Annotated in this window: 25 protein-coding genes and 1 tRNA gene; 7 read left to right on the forward strand and 19 right to left on the reverse strand. The window is 60.2% G+C overall.

Annotated features, from left to right (window positions below):
• Positions 1 to 4: 4 nt before the first annotated feature.
• The 5 genes from PO778_RS13275 to PO778_RS13295 form a co-directional block, all read right to left on the reverse strand.
• Positions 5 to 1,315, reverse strand: coding sequence for a sensor domain-containing phosphodiesterase (locus tag PO778_RS13275; RefSeq protein WP_160730799.1), 1,311 nt, complete (start codon positions 1,313 to 1,315; stop codon positions 5 to 7).
• An 89-nt stretch (positions 1,316 to 1,404) separates the two neighbouring features.
• Entirely contained in the window at positions 1,405 to 2,046 is a 642-nt protein-coding gene (locus PO778_RS13280; protein WP_160730798.1) for an NrsF family protein, read from the reverse strand.
• A gap of 2 nt (positions 2,047 to 2,048) precedes the next feature.
• Positions 2,049 to 2,579: a sigma-70 family RNA polymerase sigma factor gene (locus PO778_RS13285; RefSeq protein ID WP_160730797.1), complete on the reverse strand. Its 531-nt coding sequence runs from the start codon at positions 2,577 to 2,579 to the stop codon at positions 2,049 to 2,051.
• A gap of 28 nt (positions 2,580 to 2,607) precedes the next feature.
• Complete coding sequence (locus PO778_RS13290; RefSeq protein WP_271439983.1) at positions 2,608 to 3,069, reverse strand: DoxX family protein; 462 nt, start codon at positions 3,067 to 3,069, stop codon at positions 2,608 to 2,610.
• 44 nt (positions 3,070 to 3,113) lie between these two features.
• Positions 3,114 to 3,398: a BufA1 family periplasmic bufferin-type metallophore gene (locus tag PO778_RS13295; protein ID WP_160730795.1), complete on the reverse strand. Its 285-nt coding sequence runs from the start codon at positions 3,396 to 3,398 to the stop codon at positions 3,114 to 3,116.
• A 199-nt stretch (positions 3,399 to 3,597) separates the two neighbouring features.
• Between PO778_RS13295 and bufA2 the strand changes: the two genes are divergently transcribed.
• From bufA2 to PO778_RS13315, 4 genes are all read left to right on the forward strand, one after another.
• Positions 3,598 to 3,876: a BufA2 family periplasmic bufferin-type metallophore gene (gene bufA2 / locus PO778_RS13300; RefSeq protein ID WP_160730794.1), complete on the forward strand. Its 279-nt coding sequence runs from the start codon at positions 3,598 to 3,600 to the stop codon at positions 3,874 to 3,876.
• Positions 3,877 to 4,002: 126 nt separating this feature from the next.
• Positions 4,003 to 4,839 (forward strand): MNIO family bufferin maturase, encoded by an 837-nt coding sequence (bufB, locus tag PO778_RS13305; RefSeq protein ID WP_271439984.1) that lies wholly within the window; start codon positions 4,003 to 4,005, stop codon positions 4,837 to 4,839.
• A complete protein-coding gene (locus PO778_RS13310) occupies positions 4,839 to 5,615 on the forward strand; it encodes an HvfC/BufC N-terminal domain-containing protein (protein ID WP_271439985.1) in 777 nt (258 codons plus the stop codon). Before bufB ends, PO778_RS13310 begins: the two co-directional genes overlap by 1 nt.
• A gap of 63 nt (positions 5,616 to 5,678) precedes the next feature.
• A complete protein-coding gene (locus PO778_RS13315) occupies positions 5,679 to 6,611 on the forward strand; it encodes an alpha/beta hydrolase (RefSeq protein ID WP_271439986.1) in 933 nt (310 codons plus the stop codon).
• On the opposite strand, the gene PO778_RS13320 is transcribed toward PO778_RS13315, so the two are convergent.
• Complete coding sequence (locus PO778_RS13320) at positions 6,608 to 7,123, reverse strand: GNAT family N-acetyltransferase (RefSeq protein WP_160730791.1); 516 nt, start codon at positions 7,121 to 7,123, stop codon at positions 6,608 to 6,610. The two genes, PO778_RS13315 and PO778_RS13320, sit on opposite strands and share 4 nt — an antisense overlap.
• Before the next feature lie 53 nt (positions 7,124 to 7,176).
• On the reverse strand, positions 7,177 to 8,409 hold the full coding sequence (locus PO778_RS13325) for a mechanosensitive ion channel (RefSeq protein WP_160730790.1): 1,233 nt from the start codon (positions 8,407 to 8,409) through the stop codon (positions 7,177 to 7,179).
• A 136-nt stretch (positions 8,410 to 8,545) separates the two neighbouring features.
• Here PO778_RS13325 and PO778_RS13330 point away from each other — a divergent pair, with 136 nt between their 5' ends.
• On the forward strand, positions 8,546 to 9,613 hold the full coding sequence (locus tag PO778_RS13330) for an isoaspartyl peptidase/L-asparaginase family protein (RefSeq protein ID WP_271439987.1): 1,068 nt from the start codon (positions 8,546 to 8,548) through the stop codon (positions 9,611 to 9,613).
• A 3-nt stretch (positions 9,614 to 9,616) separates the two neighbouring features.
• On the opposite strand, the gene PO778_RS13335 is transcribed toward PO778_RS13330, so the two are convergent.
• The 8 genes from PO778_RS13335 to PO778_RS13370 all read right to left on the reverse strand — a co-directional run bounded on the left by PO778_RS13335 (position 9,617) and on the right by PO778_RS13370 (position 17,286).
• A complete protein-coding gene (locus PO778_RS13335; RefSeq protein WP_271439988.1) occupies positions 9,617 to 10,084 on the reverse strand; it encodes a GNAT family N-acetyltransferase in 468 nt (155 codons plus the stop codon).
• Entirely contained in the window at positions 10,081 to 11,004 is a 924-nt protein-coding gene (locus tag PO778_RS13340; protein WP_271439989.1) for an RDD family protein, read from the reverse strand. The genes PO778_RS13335 and PO778_RS13340 overlap by 4 nt, the downstream gene beginning before the upstream one ends.
• Positions 11,001 to 12,062 (reverse strand): stage II sporulation protein M, encoded by a 1,062-nt coding sequence (locus PO778_RS13345; protein ID WP_271439990.1) that lies wholly within the window; start codon positions 12,060 to 12,062, stop codon positions 11,001 to 11,003. The genes PO778_RS13340 and PO778_RS13345 overlap by 4 nt, the downstream gene beginning before the upstream one ends.
• Entirely contained in the window at positions 12,059 to 13,387 is a 1,329-nt protein-coding gene (locus PO778_RS13350) for a DUF58 domain-containing protein (RefSeq protein ID WP_271439991.1), read from the reverse strand. Before PO778_RS13350 ends, PO778_RS13345 begins: the two co-directional genes overlap by 4 nt.
• 12 nt (positions 13,388 to 13,399) lie before the next feature.
• Positions 13,400 to 14,356 (reverse strand): AAA family ATPase, encoded by a 957-nt coding sequence (locus tag PO778_RS13355; RefSeq protein WP_438944410.1) that lies wholly within the window; start codon positions 14,354 to 14,356, stop codon positions 13,400 to 13,402.
• Between the two features lie 32 nt (positions 14,357 to 14,388).
• The gene (locus PO778_RS13360; RefSeq protein ID WP_271439992.1) at positions 14,389 to 15,651 is read right to left on the reverse strand and encodes a DUF4350 domain-containing protein; all 1,263 of its coding nucleotides are present in this window, start codon (positions 15,649 to 15,651) and stop codon (positions 14,389 to 14,391) included.
• A complete protein-coding gene (locus PO778_RS13365) occupies positions 15,648 to 16,310 on the reverse strand; it encodes a hypothetical protein (RefSeq protein WP_160730783.1) in 663 nt (220 codons plus the stop codon). The genes PO778_RS13360 and PO778_RS13365 overlap by 4 nt, the downstream gene beginning before the upstream one ends.
• 67 nt (positions 16,311 to 16,377) lie before the next feature.
• Complete coding sequence (locus PO778_RS13370; RefSeq protein ID WP_160730782.1) at positions 16,378 to 17,286, reverse strand: prephenate dehydratase; 909 nt, start codon at positions 17,284 to 17,286, stop codon at positions 16,378 to 16,380.
• 205 nt (positions 17,287 to 17,491) lie between these two features.
• Here PO778_RS13370 and PO778_RS13375 point away from each other — a divergent pair, with 205 nt between their 5' ends.
• Positions 17,492 to 18,163 carry a c-type cytochrome gene (locus PO778_RS13375; RefSeq protein WP_160730781.1) on the forward strand — a complete coding sequence of 224 codons (672 nt, stop codon included), beginning with the start codon at positions 17,492 to 17,494 and terminating at the stop codon, positions 18,161 to 18,163.
• Positions 18,164 to 18,191: 28 nt separating this feature from the next.
• Here PO778_RS13375 and PO778_RS13380 read toward each other — a convergent pair whose 3' ends face one another.
• Both PO778_RS13380 and PO778_RS13385 read right to left on the reverse strand, forming a co-directional pair.
• Positions 18,192 to 18,857, reverse strand: a complete 666-nt coding sequence (locus PO778_RS13380; protein WP_271439993.1) for an RlmE family RNA methyltransferase — start codon at positions 18,855 to 18,857, stop codon at positions 18,192 to 18,194.
• The gene (locus PO778_RS13385; RefSeq protein WP_271439994.1) at positions 18,854 to 20,062 is read right to left on the reverse strand and encodes a Ppx/GppA phosphatase family protein; all 1,209 of its coding nucleotides are present in this window, start codon (positions 20,060 to 20,062) and stop codon (positions 18,854 to 18,856) included. Before PO778_RS13385 ends, PO778_RS13380 begins: the two co-directional genes overlap by 4 nt.
• 200 nt (positions 20,063 to 20,262) lie before the next feature.
• Between PO778_RS13385 and PO778_RS13390 the strand changes: the two genes are divergently transcribed.
• Positions 20,263 to 20,336 (forward strand) — tRNA-Gln (locus PO778_RS13390).
• A 47-nt stretch (positions 20,337 to 20,383) separates the two neighbouring features.
• On the opposite strand, the gene PO778_RS13395 is transcribed toward PO778_RS13390, so the two are convergent.
• Positions 20,384 to 20,725, reverse strand: coding sequence for an ArsR/SmtB family transcription factor (locus tag PO778_RS13395; protein ID WP_160730778.1), 342 nt, complete (start codon positions 20,723 to 20,725; stop codon positions 20,384 to 20,386).
• Positions 20,722 to 21,378, reverse strand: coding sequence for a peroxiredoxin (locus tag PO778_RS13400; RefSeq protein ID WP_160730777.1), 657 nt, complete (start codon positions 21,376 to 21,378; stop codon positions 20,722 to 20,724). Before PO778_RS13400 ends, PO778_RS13395 begins: the two co-directional genes overlap by 4 nt.
• Positions 21,379 to 21,381: the final 3 nt, after the last annotated feature.

Raw genomic sequence — 21,381 nt, forward strand, 5'->3', positions numbered from 1 at the left:
AGGTTCAGGCGCTAAGCCTTAGCTGACCGACTTCTACGCCATTATCGAAGGCAATATCGCGCGGTTTGCGGATCTCGACATTGTCGCCGCGCCCGCCCTCGGTCTTCATCAACCATTGCTGCGAAGCGACCACCGGAAGCGGGCGGCTATAGAAATAACCCTGACCGTATTTCACGCCGAGTGACTTCAGCGTGTCGCGTTCGTCGCAATTCTCGACACCTTCCGCGATCAATGTGCTGCCGATCTGCTTGCTGAAAGCTACCAGTGCCGATGCCAGCGCGCGGCGGGCCGGATCACGGTGGATGTCGCGAGTCAGGCTCATGTCGAGTTTGAGAATGTCGGGTTCCAGATCGACGATATGGCGCAGCCCTGCATAACCTGCGCCAACATCGTCGATTGCGATGCGCGCTTTTGGCCCGATGCGGCGAAGGGCTTCCTTCAGGGCAGTGAAATCCTCTACCTGCTGGTGCTCTGTCACTTCGATGACCAGTCGGTCACCATCGCTCTCGTTCAGCGCCTGCTCCAGCGCGCCGGAGATAATCGTCGCGGGGGAAGCGTTGACTGACATGTAGAATCCGTGGGGAACGTAAGGCAGCGTTTCCAGAGCAGAGCGCACGGCCAGCATTTCCAGCTCGATACCCAAGCCAACCTCGTCAGCCTCGCCGAACCATGCATCTGGCCCACGCGTCTTCGCATCGGGAAACCGTGCAAGGCATTCGACGCCTGCGGCGCGGTCGCCGTCCAGCATATGGATCGGCTGATGCAGAATCGTCAGACGCTGTCCGGCAATCAATTGACTGATCGTGCTTTCCAGCGCGGATCGCCTGACATCCTGTTCCAGCGTCACTTCGATCTGTTCCGCCGCCAATTGGGCAAACGCCTTGACCACGCCAAGATCACGTTCGCCCATGCTTCGGTCCGGCAGCCTGCTCAATGCGCAGAAACTGCCATAGATCGAACCGTCCGACAGTTTGAGCGGTACGTTCAAATGGCAGCCGACGGGCAGCATTTCGGTGATTGCGAGCTCATTTGTGAAAGGGAAATCTGCCGGATCCTGTATCAGTTCCGGCAGCGTGCCCTGCAGAATATGCCAGCAATAGGAATTTTCGCGCGGCTCGCGGAAACCCGGGCCCATCGGAAGGTCCAGATCGCTGCTGACATTCATCAATTCCCGGTCCTCATCGACGTAACGGGAAACGAATGCGATCTCGAGGCCGAGATGATTTCTGACAGCATCGAGGATCCGGTCTACCGGTCCTGTTTCGCTGTCGCTGGAGCTGAAGAGGGGGATCTTCCGAGAAGTGACGGGGTTCATTCCCGACCCACTAGGCGGCAATTATGAAGCATCGCTCTGCACGGATGGTTCGCATCTGGTTAACGCGGCACTAGGGATGCCTCTGGCCGTCACCAGCGGAGCAATGGGGGAAGGGCAAACATCCCGATTACGGCCCCGGCCAGCACCGGCGCGGCGTGCCACAAACCCAGGTGGCTGACCGTGTCGATCGGGCAGGCAAGGCCATAGGCGGCGGAGCCTAGCGCAGTTGCCGCCACACCGATGTGCAATCCTGCAAGTTTTGGCGAAACCGGGGCACCCCGGCGAAGCCACAGGATCAGTGCGCCGGCAGTCAGGATGGACGCAGCCATTCCGGAAGCGAAGCATCCCAGCCCGTAAGGATCCTGCAAAGCTGCCACCGGGTGATCATGGCCCAACAAGGTGACGAACGCGGCCAGCGGAAGCACCGCTGCCATCGCCATCGCCCATCCGGGTCCGTCATGGCGGTTGCCGACTTGCGGGGTTGCCATCCCGATCACGCTGTTCGCACTGGCGCAGCCGAGCACCAGCAGCAGTCCGTTGGCAATAAGGAAAAACGGAGACGCTTCTCCCGCTGCGATCCCGCGCCAGATCCCGTCGAGCAGTTCGACGCCCAGCACTGTTATGATCACGGCCAGACCGACCAGCAATGCACCGTCGCGAAAGCGCAAGGCGCGCACTGGCTCCAGCTCGTTTGCCATTTGTTCGATCAGGGGATTGGGCACCCTATTCATCGTTATTCTGCCTTCTCGATAAGCGCGGACAGCTTTTTCAGCCCGCGATGGATATTCACTTTGACTGCGGATTCCGATTGGCCAGTTCGCGTTGCCGCTTCCCTGATCGACAGTCCCTCGATCTTGACCATCTCGATTGCGCTGGCCTGTTTTGCCGGAATGCGGCCAAACATCCGATCCAGGCTAAGACGGGCCAGCACTGCTTCCTCTTCACTGTCCTCAGGCGCATCGTAGTCTTCCAGCGCATCCTCGGCGCTGCGGTATACTTTGCGCAGATGATCGACCCAGCGATAGCGGGCAATTGCCGCAAGCCAGGGCAGGAATGGCCGGGCAGGGTCATAAGTGGCACGTTTTTTATGAACGGCCATCATTACCTCCTGCACAAGGTCATCCATTTGTGCAGGGGCGCAGCGACGCCGGAAATATCGCTCCAGCCAGAGCTGCACCTCGGTCAGCAATACGCTGTACGACTGCTTGTCGCCCTGCTGGGATGAGGCCATCAGGCGGGCCAAGGTCTGTTCGTCTGCAATCACGGGTCCCGCTCCTGTACCTATCGCCTGCCTAGCGTTTCGCCTGATCGCGCAGTCTGGTTACAATCGCATCCAGCGAAAAGATACCGGCACCGCGGGAAATGAGGATCAGAGCCATCGCTGCCCACAGGGCATGGACCGGCCACCACGCCTCGGGGAATACCAGCAGCTGGATCACCATCGTCATGGCGAGAAGCCCCGCCGCACCGATGCGGGTGCCAATACCCAACGCGACCAGCACGGGCAGGAAGTGTTCCGCATAGGCAGTCAACGGAACGGCAATATCGGTGGGGATCGGCAGGCCGAATTCCTCGAACAGGTAATATTGCGTCTCGTCGATTTGCAGGATGGTGCCTTCGGTAATCTTGGTCCTGGCTGAACGCCAGAATACCCCTGCCAGCGCCAGCCGGTTGAGCAGCAGCGCCAGGCTTTCAATCAGCCTGCCGGAAAGAATCCGGGTTGTCCGGTCATATACCATGGTCAAACGCTGCATCGCTCAAATCCCTTGCTGGCTACGTGCTTGTTGGGGCGCTTTGCTTAGCGCTTGATCGGCTTCAGAGAGCCTTTGCCCTTGGGCGTCTTGATCGTTTCGCAGGAACCCTTGTCGACCAGCTTCCAGGCGTTGCCCTGATAATCGCGGGTCGAAGTGCCGGCGCAGCTGGTGCCGGGCCCGGCAGCACAATCGTTCTTTCCAGCCTTGGCAACGCCGTAGCATTTTTCCTTGCCGCCGCTTTGAGCCGCAGCCGGGGTCATAGCTAGACCCGCGCTGATTCCGGCGGCCAGAACGAGGGCGCCGATCTTTCCGATTTCATTGCTGTGCATGTCATATCTCCTGAATGTCTTAGGGGGACCCCGATCATGCCGGGGACGCTCAGGAGTTCGGTGCAAATACAGGTCTGGTTACATTGGTTGCAGCGGGCCGATGAAAGTTTTGCGTGTAACCTTCTGCTGCAGAGGGGCGAATTACCCAGCGTCCGAAACGGACACATACAATCCCGTTACTGAATTGAAGGATGCCCTGATGACCAACACATCGATCTTCGCTGCGACCGCAGCAGCTTTCGCTCTTTCTTCCGCCGCCGCTTTCGCTGCTGACGCACCTGCCGGCAGTTCCGGCCGCGCAATCGGCGCCAGCGACACGGTCCATTGTTACGGCGTGCATGACTGTGCAGGCAATGCAGACTGCGCGACGACTGAAAATGCCTGCAAAGGGCAGAATGCCTGCAAGGGTCACGGCTTCAAGGCAATGAAGGCCGGTGATTGCCTGACCAAGGGCGGCACGATCGGCGATATCGGTTGATCGCCGACTGACCCTCTAGATCAAACCCGCCGATCGAGCGAATGCTTGCTCGGCTGCGGCCCGGTAGTCCCGACCCCCCCCCCCCACACACACACACTGCCGGGCCGCTTTTTCACGGAGCGTAGGATGAGCGCAATCGAACCATTCTCTGGCTACGGCCTGGGATTGCGCCGGGACCATTACCGCGATTTTGAGGCTGGCAGAGTACCTGTCGATTTCGTTGAGGTAATCTCGGAAAACTTCATGGTGGATGGGGGCAATCCCCTGCGTATTCTTGAGCATGTACGTGCCGATTTGCCGGTCGCCATGCACGGAGTATCCATGTCGATCGGTTCCGCACACGGCCTTGACCGCGATTATCTGGATGCGCTGAACCGGCTTGTGCGCCGGATCGAACCGTTATGGGTGTCGGACCATCTCTGCTGGACCAGGACCAGCGCGCACAACAGTCACGACCTGCTGCCAATGCCCTATACGCACCAGGCGCTTGATCTGGTGTGCGACAATATCGATCACGCGCAGAATACGCTCTCGCGGCCGATGCTGTTTGAAAACCCGTCCAGTTACCTGACATTTCCCGAAGATGAGATGACCGAATGGGAGTTCATTTCGGCCATGGCGATGCGCACTGGCTGCTACCTGCTACTCGATGTGAACAACATCTACGTCAGCGCGCACAACCACGGATTTTCAGCGGAAACCTATCTGGCTGGCCTGCCCATGGACCGGGTGCGCCAGATACATCTTGCCGGACATACCGATGGTGAAATCAAGATCGACACGCATGACCAGCCGGTATGTGACGAAGTTTGGCAGCTTTATGCCAAGACCCGCGAGATGACCGGGCCGGTGGCGGTTATGATCGAGCGGGACGACGCCATTCCGCCCTTGCCTGAATTGCTCGCAGAACTGAATGCAGCGCGCGAGTTTGATGGGGCTTGTCCCGCGATGGCAGGCGCCTGATGTCGGCGCAGACAATCGCAGATCTGCAGCAGGACTTCATGGCCCATGTCCTCGACGATACGAGTGCCTTGCCTGAAGGCTGGACAGGCAGGCATGCACAAGGTCTGGCAATCTACCGCAATGCTTACCGGGCAAGGCTCTTCGATGCGCTGCGCGGTACGTATGAGCGGACCGCCAAATGGGTCGGTGAAGATGCGTTTCGCCGCGCGGCTGCGCATCATCTGATAACCTGCCCGCCCTGCAGCTGGACGCTGGATGATGCAGGAAATGGCTTTGCAGACACGCTCGAGCAATTGTTCGCAGATGATCCGGAGGTTGCCGAACTGGCCTGGCTCGAAGGGGCGATGCACCGCTGTTTCGTTGCCGCGGATGCGCAGCCAGTCGATGGCCCCGCATTCGCCGAAGCGACGGGCCGCTACAACGAAAACGAATGGGCGCGGCTACGCTTCAAATTCGTGCCCGGCATGGAGGTGCGGCGGGTTGACCACGATATCATCGCCCTTTGGCGTTCGCTTGGCGATGGTATCGGCGAAGCAGGCAAGTGTGCCTCTGTCGCCGGCCAATACTGCGCCGTCTGGCGTGATGGCTTCAAACCAGTGTTTATGCTGACAGATACGCACGAAGGCGAAGCCTTGTGTATGATGCTGGGCGGCCAGACTTTTGGCGAGGTATGCGCCCATCTGGTCGGCGTGACGGGTGAGGGTGAGGGGGTCGCGCAGGCGGGAGCGATCCTTGCGAACTGGCTGCGCAACGGACTGATCGCGGGTCTGGCCTAGGCTCCGCTCACTTGACCTGACGTGCGTCAACGTCTTCTCTCTGTTCACAGAGGGAGAAAAAGATTGGCCAAAGACGATATTTGCGAGCTTCGCTTCAGCAAGCCTAGCCTGAGGATGAGGCTGGGCGAATGGGTCGTCGGAAGGCAGGAAAGCGATTTCAAGGGCGCTGAAAAGTTGCAGGCGAATGTCCCGCATCGGCCTGCGCCGGTCGATGCGCCCATGCCCGAAAAATTTGAAACCCGGTTCAATGTAGAGCGCTGGACGGCGTCAGATCAGCCGGTGGTCACACTTCATCCCAAGGGCGGCAAGGGTGAATGGCACATCATCTATTTTCATGGCGGCGGGTTCTTCCTGCCCATGTTCAAGGAGCACTGGCCGCTGGTCGCCGCAATGGTCGATGCAACGGGGGCAAGCATATCCGTGCCGCTGTACAATGTGGTGCCGGAACACGATTACCGATCCGTCCATGCGCAGGCAGATGAGGTCTATGAGGCCGTGAAGGCCGATTGGGGCGATGAACGGATCGCGCTGAGCGGTGACAGCGCGGGAGGCAATCTGGCGATTGCGACTGCTCTGTTGCGCCGCGATGCCGGTAAGTCATTGCCAGCCAGACTGATTCCCTTCGCCCCATGGCTCGACATGGGAATGAGAGACGAAGCAGCCCGCGGGGTAGAACCGCATGACGTAATGCTGGAAGTGGACAGCCTGCGCGTCCTTGGCCAGTGGTGGGCGCACGATCGGCCGCTCGATGATCCGGTTGCAAGTCCGCTTTATGCCGACCTTTCAGGCCTGCCGCCGATGGCCATTTTCCAGGGGCGGCACGATGTGTTCATGGTCGACAGCAGGACTTTCGCCGCCAAGGCCCGTGCTGCAGGTGTCCCGACGCGTCTGCTAGAATATGAAGGCGGCCCCCATGTATTCATGGCGCTTACCTTCACGCGGGAGGCGAAAGACACATTCGCAGAAGTCAGAAATTTTCTGGAAACCGGCGCTTAATCGAGCCTGAGTTCAAACAGGAATTCATGGTCGCATTGCTTGCCGACCCAGAATTCAATGTCGGCGATCTTGGCAAATCCATAGCGCTGGTAGAATTTCTGCGCGCCGAAATTCTCGCTGTAGACCGATAGCTGAACCGCATCACAGCCGCGCTCACGGGCCTCTCCCAGTGCCCAGTCGGTCAAAGCAGCGCCAATGCCCTGTCCGGTGCGGTCCGGTGCTGTGTAAAGCTGGTATAGTCCCATCGGTTTGCGGGCATCGGAATGTTCGGCGTACCCGCTTTCGATAGCGATCTTGCAATAGCCGATCAGGCCGGTTTCATCTTCCGCCAGGCGGTAGATGAAGTTCGGCTCGTTGAAGTCTCCGGTAACCCCTTCGATGGAATACACTTGCTGCAGGAATGGCTGGAGATCGCCTTCATCATAGAGATGTTCGAATTTGGCGCAAAAGCTGGATCGGCCCAGTTCGGCCAGAGCAGGTATGTCGGACAAAGAAGCGGGGCGCAGGATCATGACCCTGCGCCCCTACCGTTGTTCGCCGCTTTGTTAAAGCTGGCCAGTCAGCATTACGCCCCTGGTGGGAGCGGCTTGTCCGATTTTGGCGCGGCTTTCTTCTTCGCTTTCGGGGGATTGCCGGTTTCCGTGCCGTCCATCTGGTCCAGCTTGCGGGCAGCCCAGTCGCGGCCGCCAAGGCCGAACGCCAGGGCGCCTGCCACCGACATACCGATCACGATTGCCGAAAACGCTGTTTCGGTAATGATCTCGCCAACGCCGGTATATTGCAGGCCCATGAAGGTGAAGAGGACGATCGTCGCCCAGCGAACGATGGTGCTGGCCATCGATCCTTCGTCGGTTCCGCTGACTACCTTCGCCAGAAGGTTTGCGATCAGGAAGCCGACACCGATCACGACCGCACCGAATATCACCCGTCCGCCAAGCTCGAGGATCTGGTCGAGGATGTTGGTAAGTTCCGGAAAGCCGAGCAGGCGCGTCGCAGCAATTGCGAAGAACAGCACGATGGCGATCTGGACAACGCGGCCGATAATGTCGGTCGCGGTGGTGCCTTCGGGCAGGAGGCCGGTTGCACCCAGCGAACGATCAACCCCGAGGCCGCCAAGGACTTCCCGCAGCACATCGGCGACGAAGCGGCTGATGAGGTAACCGATGCCCAGCAGCAATGCCGCACCGATGATGTTCGGGATCGCGTTGAAGATCATCCGCAGCATATCGCTGGCCGGTGCCGAAACGCTTTCGAGTTGCAGCGTATCGAGAGCCAGGATCGAGATGAACACGACGATCAGAGAGTAAACGATCGTCCCGATCGTTTTGCTGATGGTGCTGTTGCCGGTGACGGTATCGACACCGCCGCGATTGGCCCACTTGTCGAAATCGACCGTGGTCAGCGCAGTGATGATGATGTCACGCACGATCTTGGCGATCATCAGACCGACAAAGAAGATCAGCGCGGCCCCGACAAGGTTCGGGATGAAGCCCATGATATTGTTGAGCAGCGTTTGCACAGGGCTCATCACCCCGCCCAGATCGAACACCTGCAATATCGCAAGCAGGCCGAGCAGCCAGATAAGCAGGCTGACAATCTTGCCCAGAGACTCGCCCAGGCTCGAACCGCTGCCGGTGCTCCTTTGGAAGAAACTGACATTGTCGACTAGCTTGGCAAAGGCCCATTTCGCTGCCTTGGCCAGTGCCCATACAACAATCAGGATAAGCGCGGCCTCGCCGAGCTTGTAAAGTAGCTGCATCGCCACTTCCTGATCAAAAACATAATTACCCAAACGCATGTCCATTCTCCCCAATAGAACGAAAAAGAAACTTACCATGCCGCCGGTGAAAGATGAAATCGGTTAATGATTGCAGTGGAAAACCCTCTGTTTGATTGGGCTGGTCATGGCCGCGTGACCTGCTAGTTTTCGCGTCATGCGCTATTTCACCATACTCGCGGCCGTGCTTGCCGTATTCGCCGCAACACCCATCGCCGCACACGATCCGGCAGACCAGCCGCGTTGGTCGATCGCCATTCACGGCGGGGCCGGGACGATGGACCGTGACAAGATGACCGAGCAGCAACAGGCCGCATACAAGGCCGCGCTGCAATCTGCGCTCGATGCCGGGATAGCGGTGCTGGAAGAGGGCGGAACAGCCATGGATGCGGTGAAGGCGGCGATTATTCCGATGGAAGATGATCCCAAGTTCAACGCAGGCAAGGGCGCAGTCTACACCTGGGAAGGCGTGAACGAGCTGGATGCCGCGCTGATGGACGGGGCATCGCGCAAGGCGGGCGCGATCACCGGTGTGCGCCGGGTGAAAAACCCGATCCTGCTGGCAGAGGCCGTGATGCAGGACGGGCGTCATGTGTTCCTGAGCGGTGAAGGTGCAGAAGAATTCGCGGCTGATGCAGGTATCGAACTGGTTGAGCCAGCGTGGTTCGAAACCGAACACCGCAGGAAAGCGCTCGAACGCATGAAAGCGGAAAAACTCAGCGCGATGGATGTCGATCACAAGTTCGGCACGGTCGGCGCGGTCGTGCTGGACACTCGCGGTAATCTGGCCGCCGGCACGTCGACTGGCGGGCTTACCGGCAAGCGGTGGGGGCGGATCGGGGATGCGCCGATCATCGGAGCGGGCACCTATGCGGACAATCGCAGCTGTGCGGTTTCCGCGACCGGGGCGGGCGAATATTTCATCCGTGCCGGCGTCGCGCAGGAAATCTGCACCCGGCTGCGTTTGACCGGGCAGATGGCGCTGGATGATTTTGGCGGAAGTGATGCTGACGGCCAGGCTGCCCGTGTCGGACTGACCGGCGAGATTATTCAATCAGTGGCCGACGCCGTCATGGCAGAGGTGAAGGATCTCGGCGGTGATGGCGGGGTGATCATCGTCTCTCCCGAAGGCGAGGCGATCTTCAGCTTCAACACCCAGGGTATGTATCGCGGCCGCGCGACCAGCGGCGGCCTGAACGAAGTTGCCATATTCGATGACGAATGACCGTTAGAGGCGAAGCTCCATACACAGGCTGAAATCATCGGAAACATAATCGCCGAACGGTTCGCATTCGGTAAAACCGTGTTTCTGGTAAAGCCGCTGGGCGGGGATGAATTCTTCGTGCCGGCCAGTTTCCAATCCAATCCAATTGGGCCCACGCGCTTTCGCTTGGGCCAGCAGGTGAACGAGGATAGCCTCCCCCGCGCCGCGGCCGCGAAATGCGGGGGCCGCACGCATGGATTTGATCTCGCAGCGGGCGTCATCGATTTGCTTTAGCGCGCCGACCGCCGCGAGGTCTTCCCCGTGCCAGGCGGCGAAAAATGTCACATCAGGCTGCTGCAGGCGTTCGACTGGCATTGCGTGCACTTTGCAGGCCGGCGACCAACGATGCATTTCCTGCAAATGCGCCGACAGCAGGTCTCTTACCTGCGGCTGGTCCAAGGCACCTTCGCGAATGTCGAAACCGCTTGTCATGCGAATTTGTCTACCTTTCGCTTGCCGAAGCGCATGTCGCTTTCCAGCTTGGCCCGCAGCTGGGCATAGAACGCTTCGAGAAAGGCGCGTTCATCCCCTGATCCGGGATTCCAGCCGATCTTGCGGCAGATCGTCTCGGCAACCGCCTCAATCGCTTCGGGCCGCCCATCACGCAGCACCCGTTCAAGGGTCTGCAGTTCATATTCGCCATAGACGGCCAGTTCTTCGTCGCCAAAGCGATATGCCGCGCCGGTGAGCTGGCTGGAGCCATGAGCGGCAGCCCCGCCGGTGGATATCGCATCGTCAAGCCGGGTCTTGGGCACTTCCAGCACCCATGTTCCGGCAATCAGGTCGCCGGCGCGCATCGCATCCTTGTTGAAGAACGGGAACAGCAGGAAAACCAGGAACCACAGCATCGCGGCCCAGCCGGCCAGCCCGGCTTCACCAGAGGGGGCAGTCAGCAGGAATACCAGCGGCAGGAACAGTTCCACATCGCGCAGCAGATTGCGCGCGACGACGGCTTCCGGTGTCAGGCGATCTCCCGCCCGTGATGCCACGCGTATTCCCACGGCCCGTTTTCCGGGAGTTGCGCCTCGCGGCCCCATTTCAAAGAATATGAAATAGCCGTTCCAAGCGATAAACCACATCAGCGACCAGACCACGAACAGGAACTCGGTCGATCCGGGCAATTCGGTCAATTCGGTTTCGACCACGGTACCCGAAGCAATCCAGATCAGCAGCAATGTCAGCACCGTTGTGGTGACCGACAGAATTGTGAAATCGAGCAGCAAGGCACCGGCACGGGCGCTTCGCGATGCAATCGTCAGGGGCAGCGCAACGCCTTCGGGAGTGACGAGGGTTCGCTGGCGTTTGGCCAGTCGCTCGCGGATTTTGGCCGGGTTTGAAGAAGAGCGGCTCATGACGCAGGCCTCTTGCGGCCGAGGCCGTAGCCGAAGAAATAGGCGAGCCAGAACAGCAGCATGAACACGCCGATAATCGCGCGCGCCTCGGTCCCGGCAAGCTGGCGCGGGAAAGCCTCGAGAACTGCGGCAAAGATCAGCATGGTGACCACGCCAATCATGACCTGGGCAGCGCGCTGCCCGCCCTCTGCAGCGGCGGCCATGATCGATTTCTTGCCGGGGAACGCCATCTTCCGTCCGATATGCATTCCAGCCGCCCCGGCGAGAAGGATGGCGAACAATTCGGTGGTTCCGTGGACGCTCAGCCACGCGGCAAATTCCCAATGCAGACCGACGCTCGCATACAGCCACATCATCGCGCCGAGTACGGCCATATTATGCACCAGCAACATCAATGACGGTATTCCGAAGGCGAAGCCCAGCGCGAAGGCCAGGATCGCGACCCCGGCATTGTTGCTGAACAATTGGGCTGCGAAAGCGGACATGCCCTGTGCGCTGTCTTCAACCTTCAGGCTTTCCAGCAATATCTCGCGGCTGGCCCCGGGAACACGGGTGTCCGTGAATTGGGTCGGCACCAACGAATAATACCATTCGACGTTGCGGCTCACCAGAATCCAGCCGGTAATGGTGCCCATGATCATGACGAACAGCGCCACACAGATGTCCAGCCAGATTTCGCGGATCGACTGGCTCAGTTGCCCGCCGAAGAACTTGCGCATCCAGGATGTCAGGCCCTGGCGGGGGCCGTACACCTGAAACCATGCGCGCTGGACCAGCGTTTCGAGATAACCCAGCGTAGAAGCGTCGAGCGATGTCTCGCGCGCTACTGCCAGACTGGATGCTGCCATCCGGTAAAGTGCGGGCAGGGCAAGCACGTCATCGTCCGAAAGTTTGCGCAGCCGCCCGCTTTCCAGCCGGTCGAGAATTTCTTCCAGCCTGCGCCATTCATTTTCGCGCTGCAGCCGGAATCTGTCGGACCGCAGGGTTGCGGCCTCGATGTCCGGCGCGGTGGCCATTTCCTGCTTGCGCTTGAAGATATTCAAACTGGGCGCCTTCATCCGATTGCCCCGCTGCGTTTGATGTCGAGATATGCGTCGATCAGCCGGTAACCGATCTGGTCATACGGTGCCTCGATGATGTCGACCCCCATCTGCCGCAGCCTTTGCAGCACGACTGCGCGCTGACGGGAAAGCGTGTCGGCGGTAACTGCGGCAGCCAGATCGCTCATCGTGGCGGGGTCCTGATCGGCCAGCTCTGCCAGTTCTGCATCTTCGATTGTGACGAACAGGACCAGATGTTTTTCCGTCAGCCTGCCGACGCTTTCGACCATGATTTCCGCCCCGGTCGGGTCGGTAAAATCGGTGAACAGGACGATCAGCGACCGCCGCTTCAGCTTGGCGGTGAGCGAGGCAAGGGCGAGCGTGAAGTTCGGCTCTTCCGCATGATAGTCGAGGCCCGCCGCGGCTGACTGCAATTGATAGAAAGCGCGCGTGTCGCTGATAAACGGAGTGATCACTTCAGGGCGCTGGGCAAATCCGAACAGCGAAACCCGGTCGCCCCCCTTCAGCGCGACATAGGAAGCGGTCAGCGCGGCGGTCACTGCACGGTCGATCCGCGGCAGGCCGTCGACAGGTTCACACATGGCCTGTCCGCAATCGAAAGCGAAAACGATCTGGTTGTTGCGCTCGCTCTCGTTTTCGCGCGCATACAGACGTGTGTGGCGGGCGCTGGCTTTCCAGTCGATCCGCCGCCGGTCCATGCCGGGTTCGTATTCGCTCAGCGCCTCGAACTGGGTGCCTTCACCGCGAATGCGCCGCGCGATCAGACCGAATTGCGCGTCACGCAGGTAATTCTGCAGCTCTGGCGAGCGCACCGGAGACAAATCGGGCCAGATGCGGATTTCATTGTCCAGCTCATGGCTCACCTGCCTGGCCCCAAGCCCCAGCGGCCCCGACCATCGCAGCCACATCTGCCCGATACCCGCTGTACCCCTGCGATTGGGCACTGGTTCAGCCAAGCCTTGCCATGTGTCAGCCGCAGTATCGAATTCCAGCAGCGTTTCGATACTGCCTGTTTCTGCGAGCCTCGTGTCGACCTGCAACGCCGCTTCGGGCCGCGACCATGCTGCGCGCCCGCGAAATTCCGCCAGAATTCCCAGTTTCAGTGGCTCGCCCACCTCGCAATCGGCTGGTGCAATGACACGCCAGTCAGTCAATTTTCCGGCGAGCAAGCCATCCAGCACCACGAGCACCAGCAAGGCAACCGCAGCAGCAGGCACCATCAGCCAGGCATCGGGCGCGGTTGCGGCGATCACGATGGCAATTGGCGCTGCCAGTGCGGTCAGCCAGGCCGCGCGGGCCGTGGGAAGGATGGGGAATTTCACGCGGTTGTGCTCTTACCTTGGCGCCTCTGTGCTTTCGACCAGCTCCGCGACGAGCGCTTCCACTTCGCGGCCCTCGATTTCGGCGGCCGGGCTCAGGACGAGACGATGGCGCAGAACCGCAGTTGCCAGCGCCTTCACGTCATCGGGTATCACGTAATCGCGGCCTTCCAGTGCGGCCCGCGCTCGCGCAGCATTGGCCAGCAGCACGGCTGAGCGCGGGCTGGCCCCGCTGGTCAGGTCTGCATTTTCGCGCGTCGCGCGGATCAGGCGCACGATGTAGTCGGTTATCTCCGACGCGACGGTTACCTGCGCCAGCGCAGCGCTGGCGCGCCCGAGCCTTCCCGTATCTGTAACTGCCTCGATCCCGAAATCCGCCGGGGTTTGCGGACCTTGCCTGTCGCCGAAGCGGGTGACGATGGCGGCCTCTTCCTCAAGGCTGGGGTAATCGATCAACACCTTGAACAGGAACCGGTCAAGCTGCGCCTCGGGCAGGGGGTAAACGCCCTGGTTCTCGATCGGGTTCTGCGTTGCGACAACCATGAACCGGTCCGACAGGCTGTGCGTTTCACCGTCCAGCGTCACGCGCCGTTCCTGCATCGCCTCGAGCAAGGCGGCCTGCGTTTTCGGCGGTGTCCGGTTGATCTCATCGGCCAGCAGCAGTTCGCAGAAAATGGGTCCGCGCGTCAGCGTGAAGGTGCTGGTCTGGAAATTGAACAGGTTCGAACCGAGGATATCGCCCGGCAGCAGGTCAGGGGTGAACTGGATACGGCCATAGTCGAGACCAAGCGCAGCACTGAAGCAGCGGGCAAGGAATGTCTTCGCGGTCCCCGGCGGGCCTTCCAGCAAGACGTGGCCTTCGCTGATGAGTGCGATCAGCAGATGGTCGACGGTCTCAGTCTGGCCTACGACCGCTTTCGACACCTGCTCGCGGATCGACGCGGCGAGACCGCGCACTTCGTCGAGCGTCATTGCCGTATCTGCCGATTTCATGGTTGTATCGGTCATTGGGTCAGCATCCTTTCGATGGATTTCAGCGCGGCAGCAGCGCGCAGTATTTCATTGGGTGATTTGGCATTCCGCAAATTGGCGAAAGATTGCGAGAAAGCGGGTGCTTCAGGCGCACGGCGCGCGACCGCGCTGTCGATCGCCTCGTCATCTGCGTTCTTCAGGCCCAAAGCTTTCACGATCCGTTCGCGCAGCATGTTCGCATAGGGCCCGGAAAGCAGATGCGTCCGTTTCGACCGTTCGATGAAGCCAGCGCTGTTCCTGACCAGCCGCGACTTGCCGAATGCGATTGCGCGCTCTTCCGCGGCCGGCGGACCGAACCGGCGGAAGGCCCGCCAGGCGACGACCACCATTGCCAGCAGCAAGCACAGGGTCGCTGCAAGGAACGGCGGCGAGAATGCGAGGGTCAGCAAATTCTGTGCGGCACCAAGGCCATTCAGCGTCAGATCGACAGTGATCGACAGATCCTCACCTTCCATCGCCAGATCGACAATCTCGTGTGCGATGTCGGCTCTTTGTTCACTGGCGAAACCGTAATTGTTGAACAGGTCGGGTTCGAAAACGAACATCACGTTCCAGCGGTCGATTTCTGCGTCGGCATCGCCCTGAACTCCGGCGGCTTCCTCCAGAACGGGATAGGCATCGCCGTCGTCGAGATAGCCGACCAGCTGATCGCCATTTTCCGCCATGATAATCGGCACGATCTGTGAGGAATTGGCAGACATCGCGGCGTCCGGCTGGGGCAGCTGTCCGCGCTGGCCAAGTCCGATCCAGCCGGTTTCCTTATCCTTCAGCTGCAGCTCGATGCCATAATCAAGATCTTCGACCCAGTCTGGAACTATTGGATCGGCCAGGACGACCCAGCCTTCCTTCACATCGCTACCGATTTGGGTCGGCGGACTGTAAGCCAGCCATTTGGGCAGCACGACGATGGTCGGGCCGAGATACCGGCGCTTTTCGATCAAGGCCTTTATCTCGTCGCCATCTGCATAGGCGGGCGGGGTGATGATCAGAATGCCTTCGTCGTCCAGCCTGCCCGCGCTGCGTGAAACTTCGGGTTCGTGCCCCTCTTCCTCGAGCAGCTGGATAAGCGCTGCATATCCATTGAGGCCGCGCCCATAAGCATGCGCGCCGCCGTCGTTGGTGCCGCGGCTGGTTTCACCCACCCCGATGAAATACAAAGTCGCAACGAATGCGATCGCGCCAAACAGCAGCAGTCCCAGCACGATTTTCGGGTCAAAGGTTTTGCTGCTGCTCATCGCGCATCACCATTCAGGCGCTGAAGCGCGAATTCCGCATAGGCTGAGCGGGCCGCCTCCCAGTCCTCTGCACCGAGCCGTTTCAATGCGAACAGGCTGCGTTCTACCCGGTCGGCAATAGTGGCGAAGGCCGTGCGCGCTGCCAGCGGAAGCGATGGCAGCACAGCCAGCTCCCGTGCGGTGCTCGACGGATCGACCCAATCGGGCCGCGCCTCTGCAATTTGCCCAACGCTGCGCTTCAACAACAGGTGTGTGGCAGCATCGTATTGGCCGGCGGCGGCAAGCCTGTCCGCTTCATCGAGCAGGGCCAGCGCCTCTTTCTCTGCCGGAACCCAGTCATCAGTTTCTGCAGGTTTGCTGGATTTGCGCAAATCCAGCACCGGAGCAAGTAGCTTCCACAAGAGATACAGTAGCAGGGCAACCGCCGCTGCGAGCAGGACCCACTTCACGATAAACCAGGACGCGCCGAACATTCGCCCGACAGGTTCGAGCAGCTCGCCGAGCCACCTGAAGAAATCTTCCAGCCAGCCGGGCGGTTCCGGCCTCTCCGGCTCTGTGATGGGGGAAAACTGGATGGAATCGTCTGCGCGCACGGCGTCATAGCCGCTTGCAGCGTTTTCTTCGCCGCCCCCCTCAGTCAGACCCCTACCTGTCGTCACAGCGGCGTTGGTGGCAGAGCGTGAAGTGAGGCGCAAGCAATTGATACCCCCAAGCCGTTGAAATCGTTCAGCCGCGTGGGCGTGCCTGGCGGTAGGTCCCCAGAATGCGCATTTCCTTGCTGTGAAACGCCAGTTCTTCCAGCGCCCGGTCCACCGCCGGATCGCCGGGTGCGCCGACGATATCGGCATAGAACATGGAGGCGGAGAAACTCGCGCCCCTTTGGTAACTTTCCAGTTTGGTCATGTTGACGCCGTTGGTGGCGAAACCGCCCATCGCCTTGTACAGTGCGGCGGGAATGTTCTTCACCTCGAAGATGAAAGTCGTCATCGCTGTTTCGCCATCAAGACTGGCAGGATCGAGCGCTTGTTTAGACAGGATCACGAAACGCGTCATGTTGTCATGCGCGTCCTCCACCTTGTCCTCTGCAATGCTCAGACCATAAAGGTCGGCGGCCATTTTGGGGGCGATTGCAGCCACCGTGGGATCTGCCATTTCGGCGACATAGGCAGCAGCGCCCGCCGTGTCGGCATGGCTTAGCGGCACGATCCCGCGTTCACGCAGAAACTTCCGCGATTGGCCCAGTGCCTGCGGGTGACTGTAAGCTGTCGTGAATGGGCCAAGCGAGCCGTCGCTGTGCGGTACAGCCATCAGTGCATGTGTGATCGGCATGAAATGCTCGCCGACAATCGACAGACCGCTTTCCGGCAGCAGGAAATGGATATCTGCGACGCGGCCATGCTGGCTGTTTTCGATCGGGATTATTGCGCAACCGGCCTGATCCGATTTTACCGCTTCCAGTGCGTCTTCGAAACTGAAGCATGGCAAGGGAAGGTAATCGCCGGCGGCTTCGCTGGCTGCGCGGTGAGAATTTGCGCCGGGGCATCCCTGAAAGGACACGGCCCGCATCGGGTTGGCGCTGGCTGCCTGGCGCATCTGTTCGACCATGGCGGCGGCGGGTTTGGGTATGCTTTGCATCGTGCCGATTCGCGTAACCAAGCTACCGGCAGGGGGCAATCTTTATCCGCATCGGCTTCGCGCCAAGGTGTGATAAAGGCGCCAGCCTAACGGGGGATGCGCATGCAGCAACAGAACTTGCAATCGCAGCTATTGCAGTATCGCCGCCCTGTCCCTAAAGCGACGCGCACACACGCCACAGCAAATTTTCGCGGAATATCTACGCATGGACGATCGTTTCAATACTGCCGCCGGATGGGTTCTGTTTGCCGGGATCATCGCACTGGGTCTTTCATCCATAAGTTCGAGGGTTTTCCACGCCGAACGCCCTGAGAAACTGGGTTACCCGGTCGAAGTCGCCGAATCCGCAGGCGGCGGCGGTGAAATGTCGATCGAAGAAGCTCTCAGCCTGGCGAGCGTCGAGGCTGGCGAAGCGGTCTTCGCCAAATGCGCTGCATGTCACACGGTGAATCAGGGCGGCGCCGACGGTATCGGCCCGAACCTGTGGGGCATCATGGGCAAGCCGATCGGCAACCACGCACCCGGTTTCGCCTATTCCAGCGCGCTTGCTGAAAAAGGTGGTAACTGGGATTGGACAAACATGAGCGAATGGCTGAAAAACCCGCGTGGTTTTGCCAATGGCACTAAGATGAGCTTCGCTGGTCTGTCCAAGATCGAAGATCGTGCGGCGATCGCACTCTATCTCAATGCCAACGGATCGAACCTTCCTGTGCCCGCCTACACTGCGCCTGAACCGGCAGCAGAAGAAGGCCTGGACGGCGCGGGTGAAGGACCGGGCGCGGTCAGCGGCGCACCTGTCGACGCAGTGGAAGCTGCCGGTGCAATGGGTGCAGAACAGCCCGTCGCCGGTGCTGGCACGACCGCACCGGTCGAGTAACCAGCAAGCCTTAATTTGCCGGGGGGCGCTAGTCGCGCCCCTTGAACCCTTGAGCAATCACGTACCACTCGGAAGAGCCCTTGCGGCTCGCCGGTGGTTTCGCGTGTTTGACTGTCTTGAAGTGCTTCTTCAACAAAGTGAGCAGTTCGGTGTCGGTTCCCCCGGCGAGCACCTTGGCAATATATGTGCCGCCTTTTTCCAGCGTTTCTGCCGCGAACCACGCGCCGGCTTCGACCAGCCCCATGGTGCGCAGGTGATCGGTCTGTTTATGGCCGACAGTGTTCGCCGCCATGTCGGACAATACCAGATCGGGCGGCCCGTCCAGCGCGGCTTCCAGCGCAGCCGGGGCCTTGTCGTCCATGAAATCCATCTGAAGAATCGTCACGCCTTCGATCGGGTCGGTTTCCAGCAAGTCGATCCCGACGATCGCCGCTTTAGGGGCGATCTTGCGTACGACCTGGCTCCATCCGCCCGGCGCGATACCCAGATCGACGACCCGCTTTGATCCTTTGAGCAGATTGAATTTTTCATCCAGCTCGATCAGTTTGTAAGCAGCGCGGCTGCGATAGCCGTCGGCTTTGGCCCGTTTGACATAGGGGTCGTTCAGCTGACGCTCCAGCCAGCGCACCTGCGATGCAGTGCGGCCCTTGCCCGTACGGACACGTTTTCCAAGATCGCGGCCAGACCTGCTCATCGCATATTCCTCAATTCCTGCCGGGCTTTTTCGCCCTCTACATCTGCCGCCATCAGGCTGCGCAGGATACCTTCGCGGATGCCCCTGTCTGCCACACCCAGCCGGGAAGCCGGCCAGATGTCCAGGATCGATTCCAGAATTGCGCAGCCGGCCACGACCAACTCGGCGCGGTCATTGCCGATACATGGCAATGCGCCGCGTTCCTCCGGTGATATCGATGAGAGGCGCGTGCTGATTTCTCGCATGGACGACGATTCGACGATCAGGCCGTCAACCTCGCGCCGGTCGTAATGCGGCAGTTCCAGATGCAGGCTTGCCAGTGTTGTGACGGTGCCGCTGGTGCCGAGCAAGCGGATATCTTCGCCGCCAGAAGCGCGCTTGGCGATCCGCTGGGCAAAGGGGGCGAAGCTTTCCGAAACGATCCGGCGCATTTCGGTATAACGATCCAGTCGCTGCTCGCGGTTGTCTTCCGCCGCGCTGACAGTATCGGTCAGCGAAACGACGCCCCACGGCACGCTTTGCCAGTCTAGGATGTGCGGAACCTTCTCGCCCGGTTCGATCAGGACCAACTCGGTCGATCCGCCGCCAATGTCGAAGATGACTGCCGGGCCATCGCCGCCTTCCAGCAGGATATGGCACCCCAGCACAGCAAGCCGCGCCTCTTCCTGGGCCGAGATAATATCGAGAGCGATGCCGGTCTGTTCGCGGACCCGTTCGATGAAAGCGGGTCCGTTCGAGGCCCTGCGGCAGGCTTCCGTCGCGACCGAACGCGCAAGGTGAACATTGCGCCGGCGCAGCTTCTCTGCGCACACCTGCAACGCGCCGAGCGTGCGGTCCATTGCCTCGTCGCTCAGCTTGCCGGACATGGCGAGCCCTTCGCCAAGTTTCACCACCCGGCTGAATGCATCGATCACGGTGAAATTTTCCCCTGTGGGCCGCGCGATCAGCAATCGGCAATTGTTCGTGCCGAGATCGAGCGCGGCATATGCCTGCCGGTAATGCGGTTTCCTGTTTCCGGGATTTTGAAAAGAAGGCTGCGCAGCGGATGCATTGCTGCCCCCGCTTTTACGTTTGGAACCCTTCGACCGGTTCCTCTTTTCGGGCTGAGAGGGGGCACGGTAACGAAAATCTGCCACCTTGCCGGACTTTGCGGCCCCTTTTGGACCAGCCCCGTTATTTCTGTCCGGCGGAGAAAATTCCGCCATTTTCCAGTACTTTCTTTTTCCTCCCGCAAATAGTTCGCGGGGACTTGGCGCTGATGCTAACGGCACAATGCAGATTGAGCAAGCCAGCACGGCAGTGCGGCCTTGACCCTGGTGTCACTTGAAACTATTTGCGCCCCTCGCAGCAGGGGAATAGCGATTCCCCGAGCCAACACTGGCCGGACACCCCGCAGCGAAAATGATGCCCCGTCGTCTAATGGTAAGACTACGGACTCTGACTCCGTCAATTGAGGTTCGAATCCTCACGGGGCATCCATAAACACCCGCACATTCAGTGTTCTATTGCCTTGCTGACCTGCCGCGTCAGGTGACCAGTCGCGCGAAATTGGCGGCGCCTTTGGACCTTTCCGGCTTGTCGGCGGATCTGCCGGTTGCTGGCTCCCCAAGGAACGCCAGCGATTCCAGAACGGTTTTGGCGCGGTCCTTGTCGATGGAATAATACACCAGCTTGGCTTGCCTGCGGGTCTCAACCAGACCGGCCTTCCGCAAAACGGCAAGCTGCTGTGATAGCGTGGGCTGGCCGATGCCTGTCGCGCCCTCGATTTCGCCGACATTCTGATCGCCTTTCGCCAGCGCATCAATGATGGAGTAGCGCAGCGGGTGAGCGATCGCTTTCAAAGCCTCGATATGCGGTGCGTCGCTCATTTCACTTTCCCCGCTGGCAGTTCCTGAAGGAACCAGTCGGTTTCCCCTTCCGCCGAAAAAATTGCAGCGAGATCGGTCAGGGGCGGGGCAAGCATGGCCTCGCCAGGCTGCCAGTTGGCCGGCGCCAGCGCTGCGTTTTCGTCGACCGCCTGCAAAGCGTCGAGCGTGCGCAGCATTTCCGGGGTCGAGCGTCCGACATTGGCAGGATAGCAGGTCATAGCCCGGATCGTGCCTTCCGGGTCGATGAAGAAAGTCGTGCGCACTGTCGCGCTATCATTGTCGTTGGGCGCGACCATCCCGTATGCCCGGCCGATGACCAGCGTCGGGTCTTCCACGATGGGAAAGCGCACTTCCACGCCGAACCGGTCGCGAACCAGCCTGAGCCAGGCAAAGTGGGAAAACAGGCTGTCGACCGACAGGGCCATGAGCGCGCAGCCACGGTCTTCAAAGTCATGTGCGGCCTTTGCCAGCGCGACGAATTCCGTGGTGCAGACGGGCGTAAAATCCGCTGGATGCGAAAACAATATCAGCCATTTGCCGCGGTAGTCGGACAACTGGATGTCGCCGCTGGTGCTGCGCGCTGTGAAGTTCGGGGCCTGATCACCAATCCGGAGGCCAGTATTGGTCGGGGCGCTGTGTTGTTGTTCCTGCATGCA

This window comes from Pontixanthobacter luteolus (assembly GCF_947494915.1).
Lineage (GTDB): Bacteria > Pseudomonadota > Alphaproteobacteria > Sphingomonadales > Sphingomonadaceae > Pontixanthobacter > Pontixanthobacter luteolus.

Excerpts from the sequence above, each read along its gene's own strand:
- PO778_RS13290 (WP_271439983.1), bottom strand. The coding sequence starts at position 3,069 with ATGCAGCGTTTGACCATGGTATATGACCGGACAACCCGGATTCTTTCC.
- PO778_RS13345 (WP_271439990.1), bottom strand. The coding sequence starts at position 12,062 with ATGAAGGCGCCCAGTTTGAATATCTTCAAGCGCAAGCAGGAAATGGCC.
- PO778_RS13340 (WP_271439989.1), bottom strand. The coding sequence starts at position 11,004 with ATGAGCCGCTCTTCTTCAAACCCGGCCAAAATCCGCGAGCGACTGGCC.
- PO778_RS13335 (WP_271439988.1), bottom strand. The coding sequence starts at position 10,084 with ATGACAAGCGGTTTCGACATTCGCGAAGGTGCCTTGGACCAGCCGCAG.
- PO778_RS13395 (WP_160730778.1), bottom strand. The coding sequence starts at position 20,725 with ATGAGCGACGCACCGCATATCGAGGCTTTGAAAGCGATCGCTCACCCG.
- PO778_RS13380 (WP_271439993.1), bottom strand. The coding sequence starts at position 18,857 with ATGAGCAGGTCTGGCCGCGATCTTGGAAAACGTGTCCGTACGGGCAAG.
- bufA2 (WP_160730794.1), top strand. The coding sequence starts at position 3,598 with ATGACCAACACATCGATCTTCGCTGCGACCGCAGCAGCTTTCGCTCTT.
- PO778_RS13385 (WP_271439994.1), bottom strand. The coding sequence starts at position 20,062 with ATGGCGGAATTTTCTCCGCCGGACAGAAATAACGGGGCTGGTCCAAAA.
- PO778_RS13375 (WP_160730781.1), top strand. The coding sequence starts at position 17,492 with ATGGACGATCGTTTCAATACTGCCGCCGGATGGGTTCTGTTTGCCGGG.
- PO778_RS13325 (WP_160730790.1), bottom strand. The coding sequence starts at position 8,409 with ATGCGTTTGGGTAATTATGTTTTTGATCAGGAAGTGGCGATGCAGCTA.
- PO778_RS13320 (WP_160730791.1), bottom strand. The coding sequence starts at position 7,123 with ATGATCCTGCGCCCCGCTTCTTTGTCCGACATACCTGCTCTGGCCGAA.
- PO778_RS13360 (WP_271439992.1), bottom strand. The coding sequence starts at position 15,651 with ATGAGCAGCAGCAAAACCTTTGACCCGAAAATCGTGCTGGGACTGCTG.
- PO778_RS13310 (WP_271439985.1), top strand. The coding sequence starts at position 4,839 with ATGTCGGCGCAGACAATCGCAGATCTGCAGCAGGACTTCATGGCCCAT.
- PO778_RS13280 (WP_160730798.1), bottom strand. The coding sequence starts at position 2,046 with ATGAATAGGGTGCCCAATCCCCTGATCGAACAAATGGCAAACGAGCTG.
- PO778_RS13400 (WP_160730777.1), bottom strand. The coding sequence starts at position 21,378 with ATGCAGGAACAACAACACAGCGCCCCGACCAATACTGGCCTCCGGATT.
- PO778_RS13355 (WP_438944410.1), bottom strand. The coding sequence starts at position 14,356 with ATGACGCTCGACGAAGTGCGCGGTCTCGCCGCGTCGATCCGCGAGCAG.
- PO778_RS13370 (WP_160730782.1), bottom strand. The coding sequence starts at position 17,286 with ATGCAAAGCATACCCAAACCCGCCGCCGCCATGGTCGAACAGATGCGC.
- bufB (WP_271439984.1), top strand. The coding sequence starts at position 4,003 with ATGAGCGCAATCGAACCATTCTCTGGCTACGGCCTGGGATTGCGCCGG.
- PO778_RS13295 (WP_160730795.1), bottom strand. The coding sequence starts at position 3,398 with ATGCACAGCAATGAAATCGGAAAGATCGGCGCCCTCGTTCTGGCCGCC.
- PO778_RS13330 (WP_271439987.1), top strand. The coding sequence starts at position 8,546 with ATGCGCTATTTCACCATACTCGCGGCCGTGCTTGCCGTATTCGCCGCA.
- PO778_RS13275 (WP_160730799.1), bottom strand. The coding sequence starts at position 1,315 with ATGAACCCCGTCACTTCTCGGAAGATCCCCCTCTTCAGCTCCAGCGAC.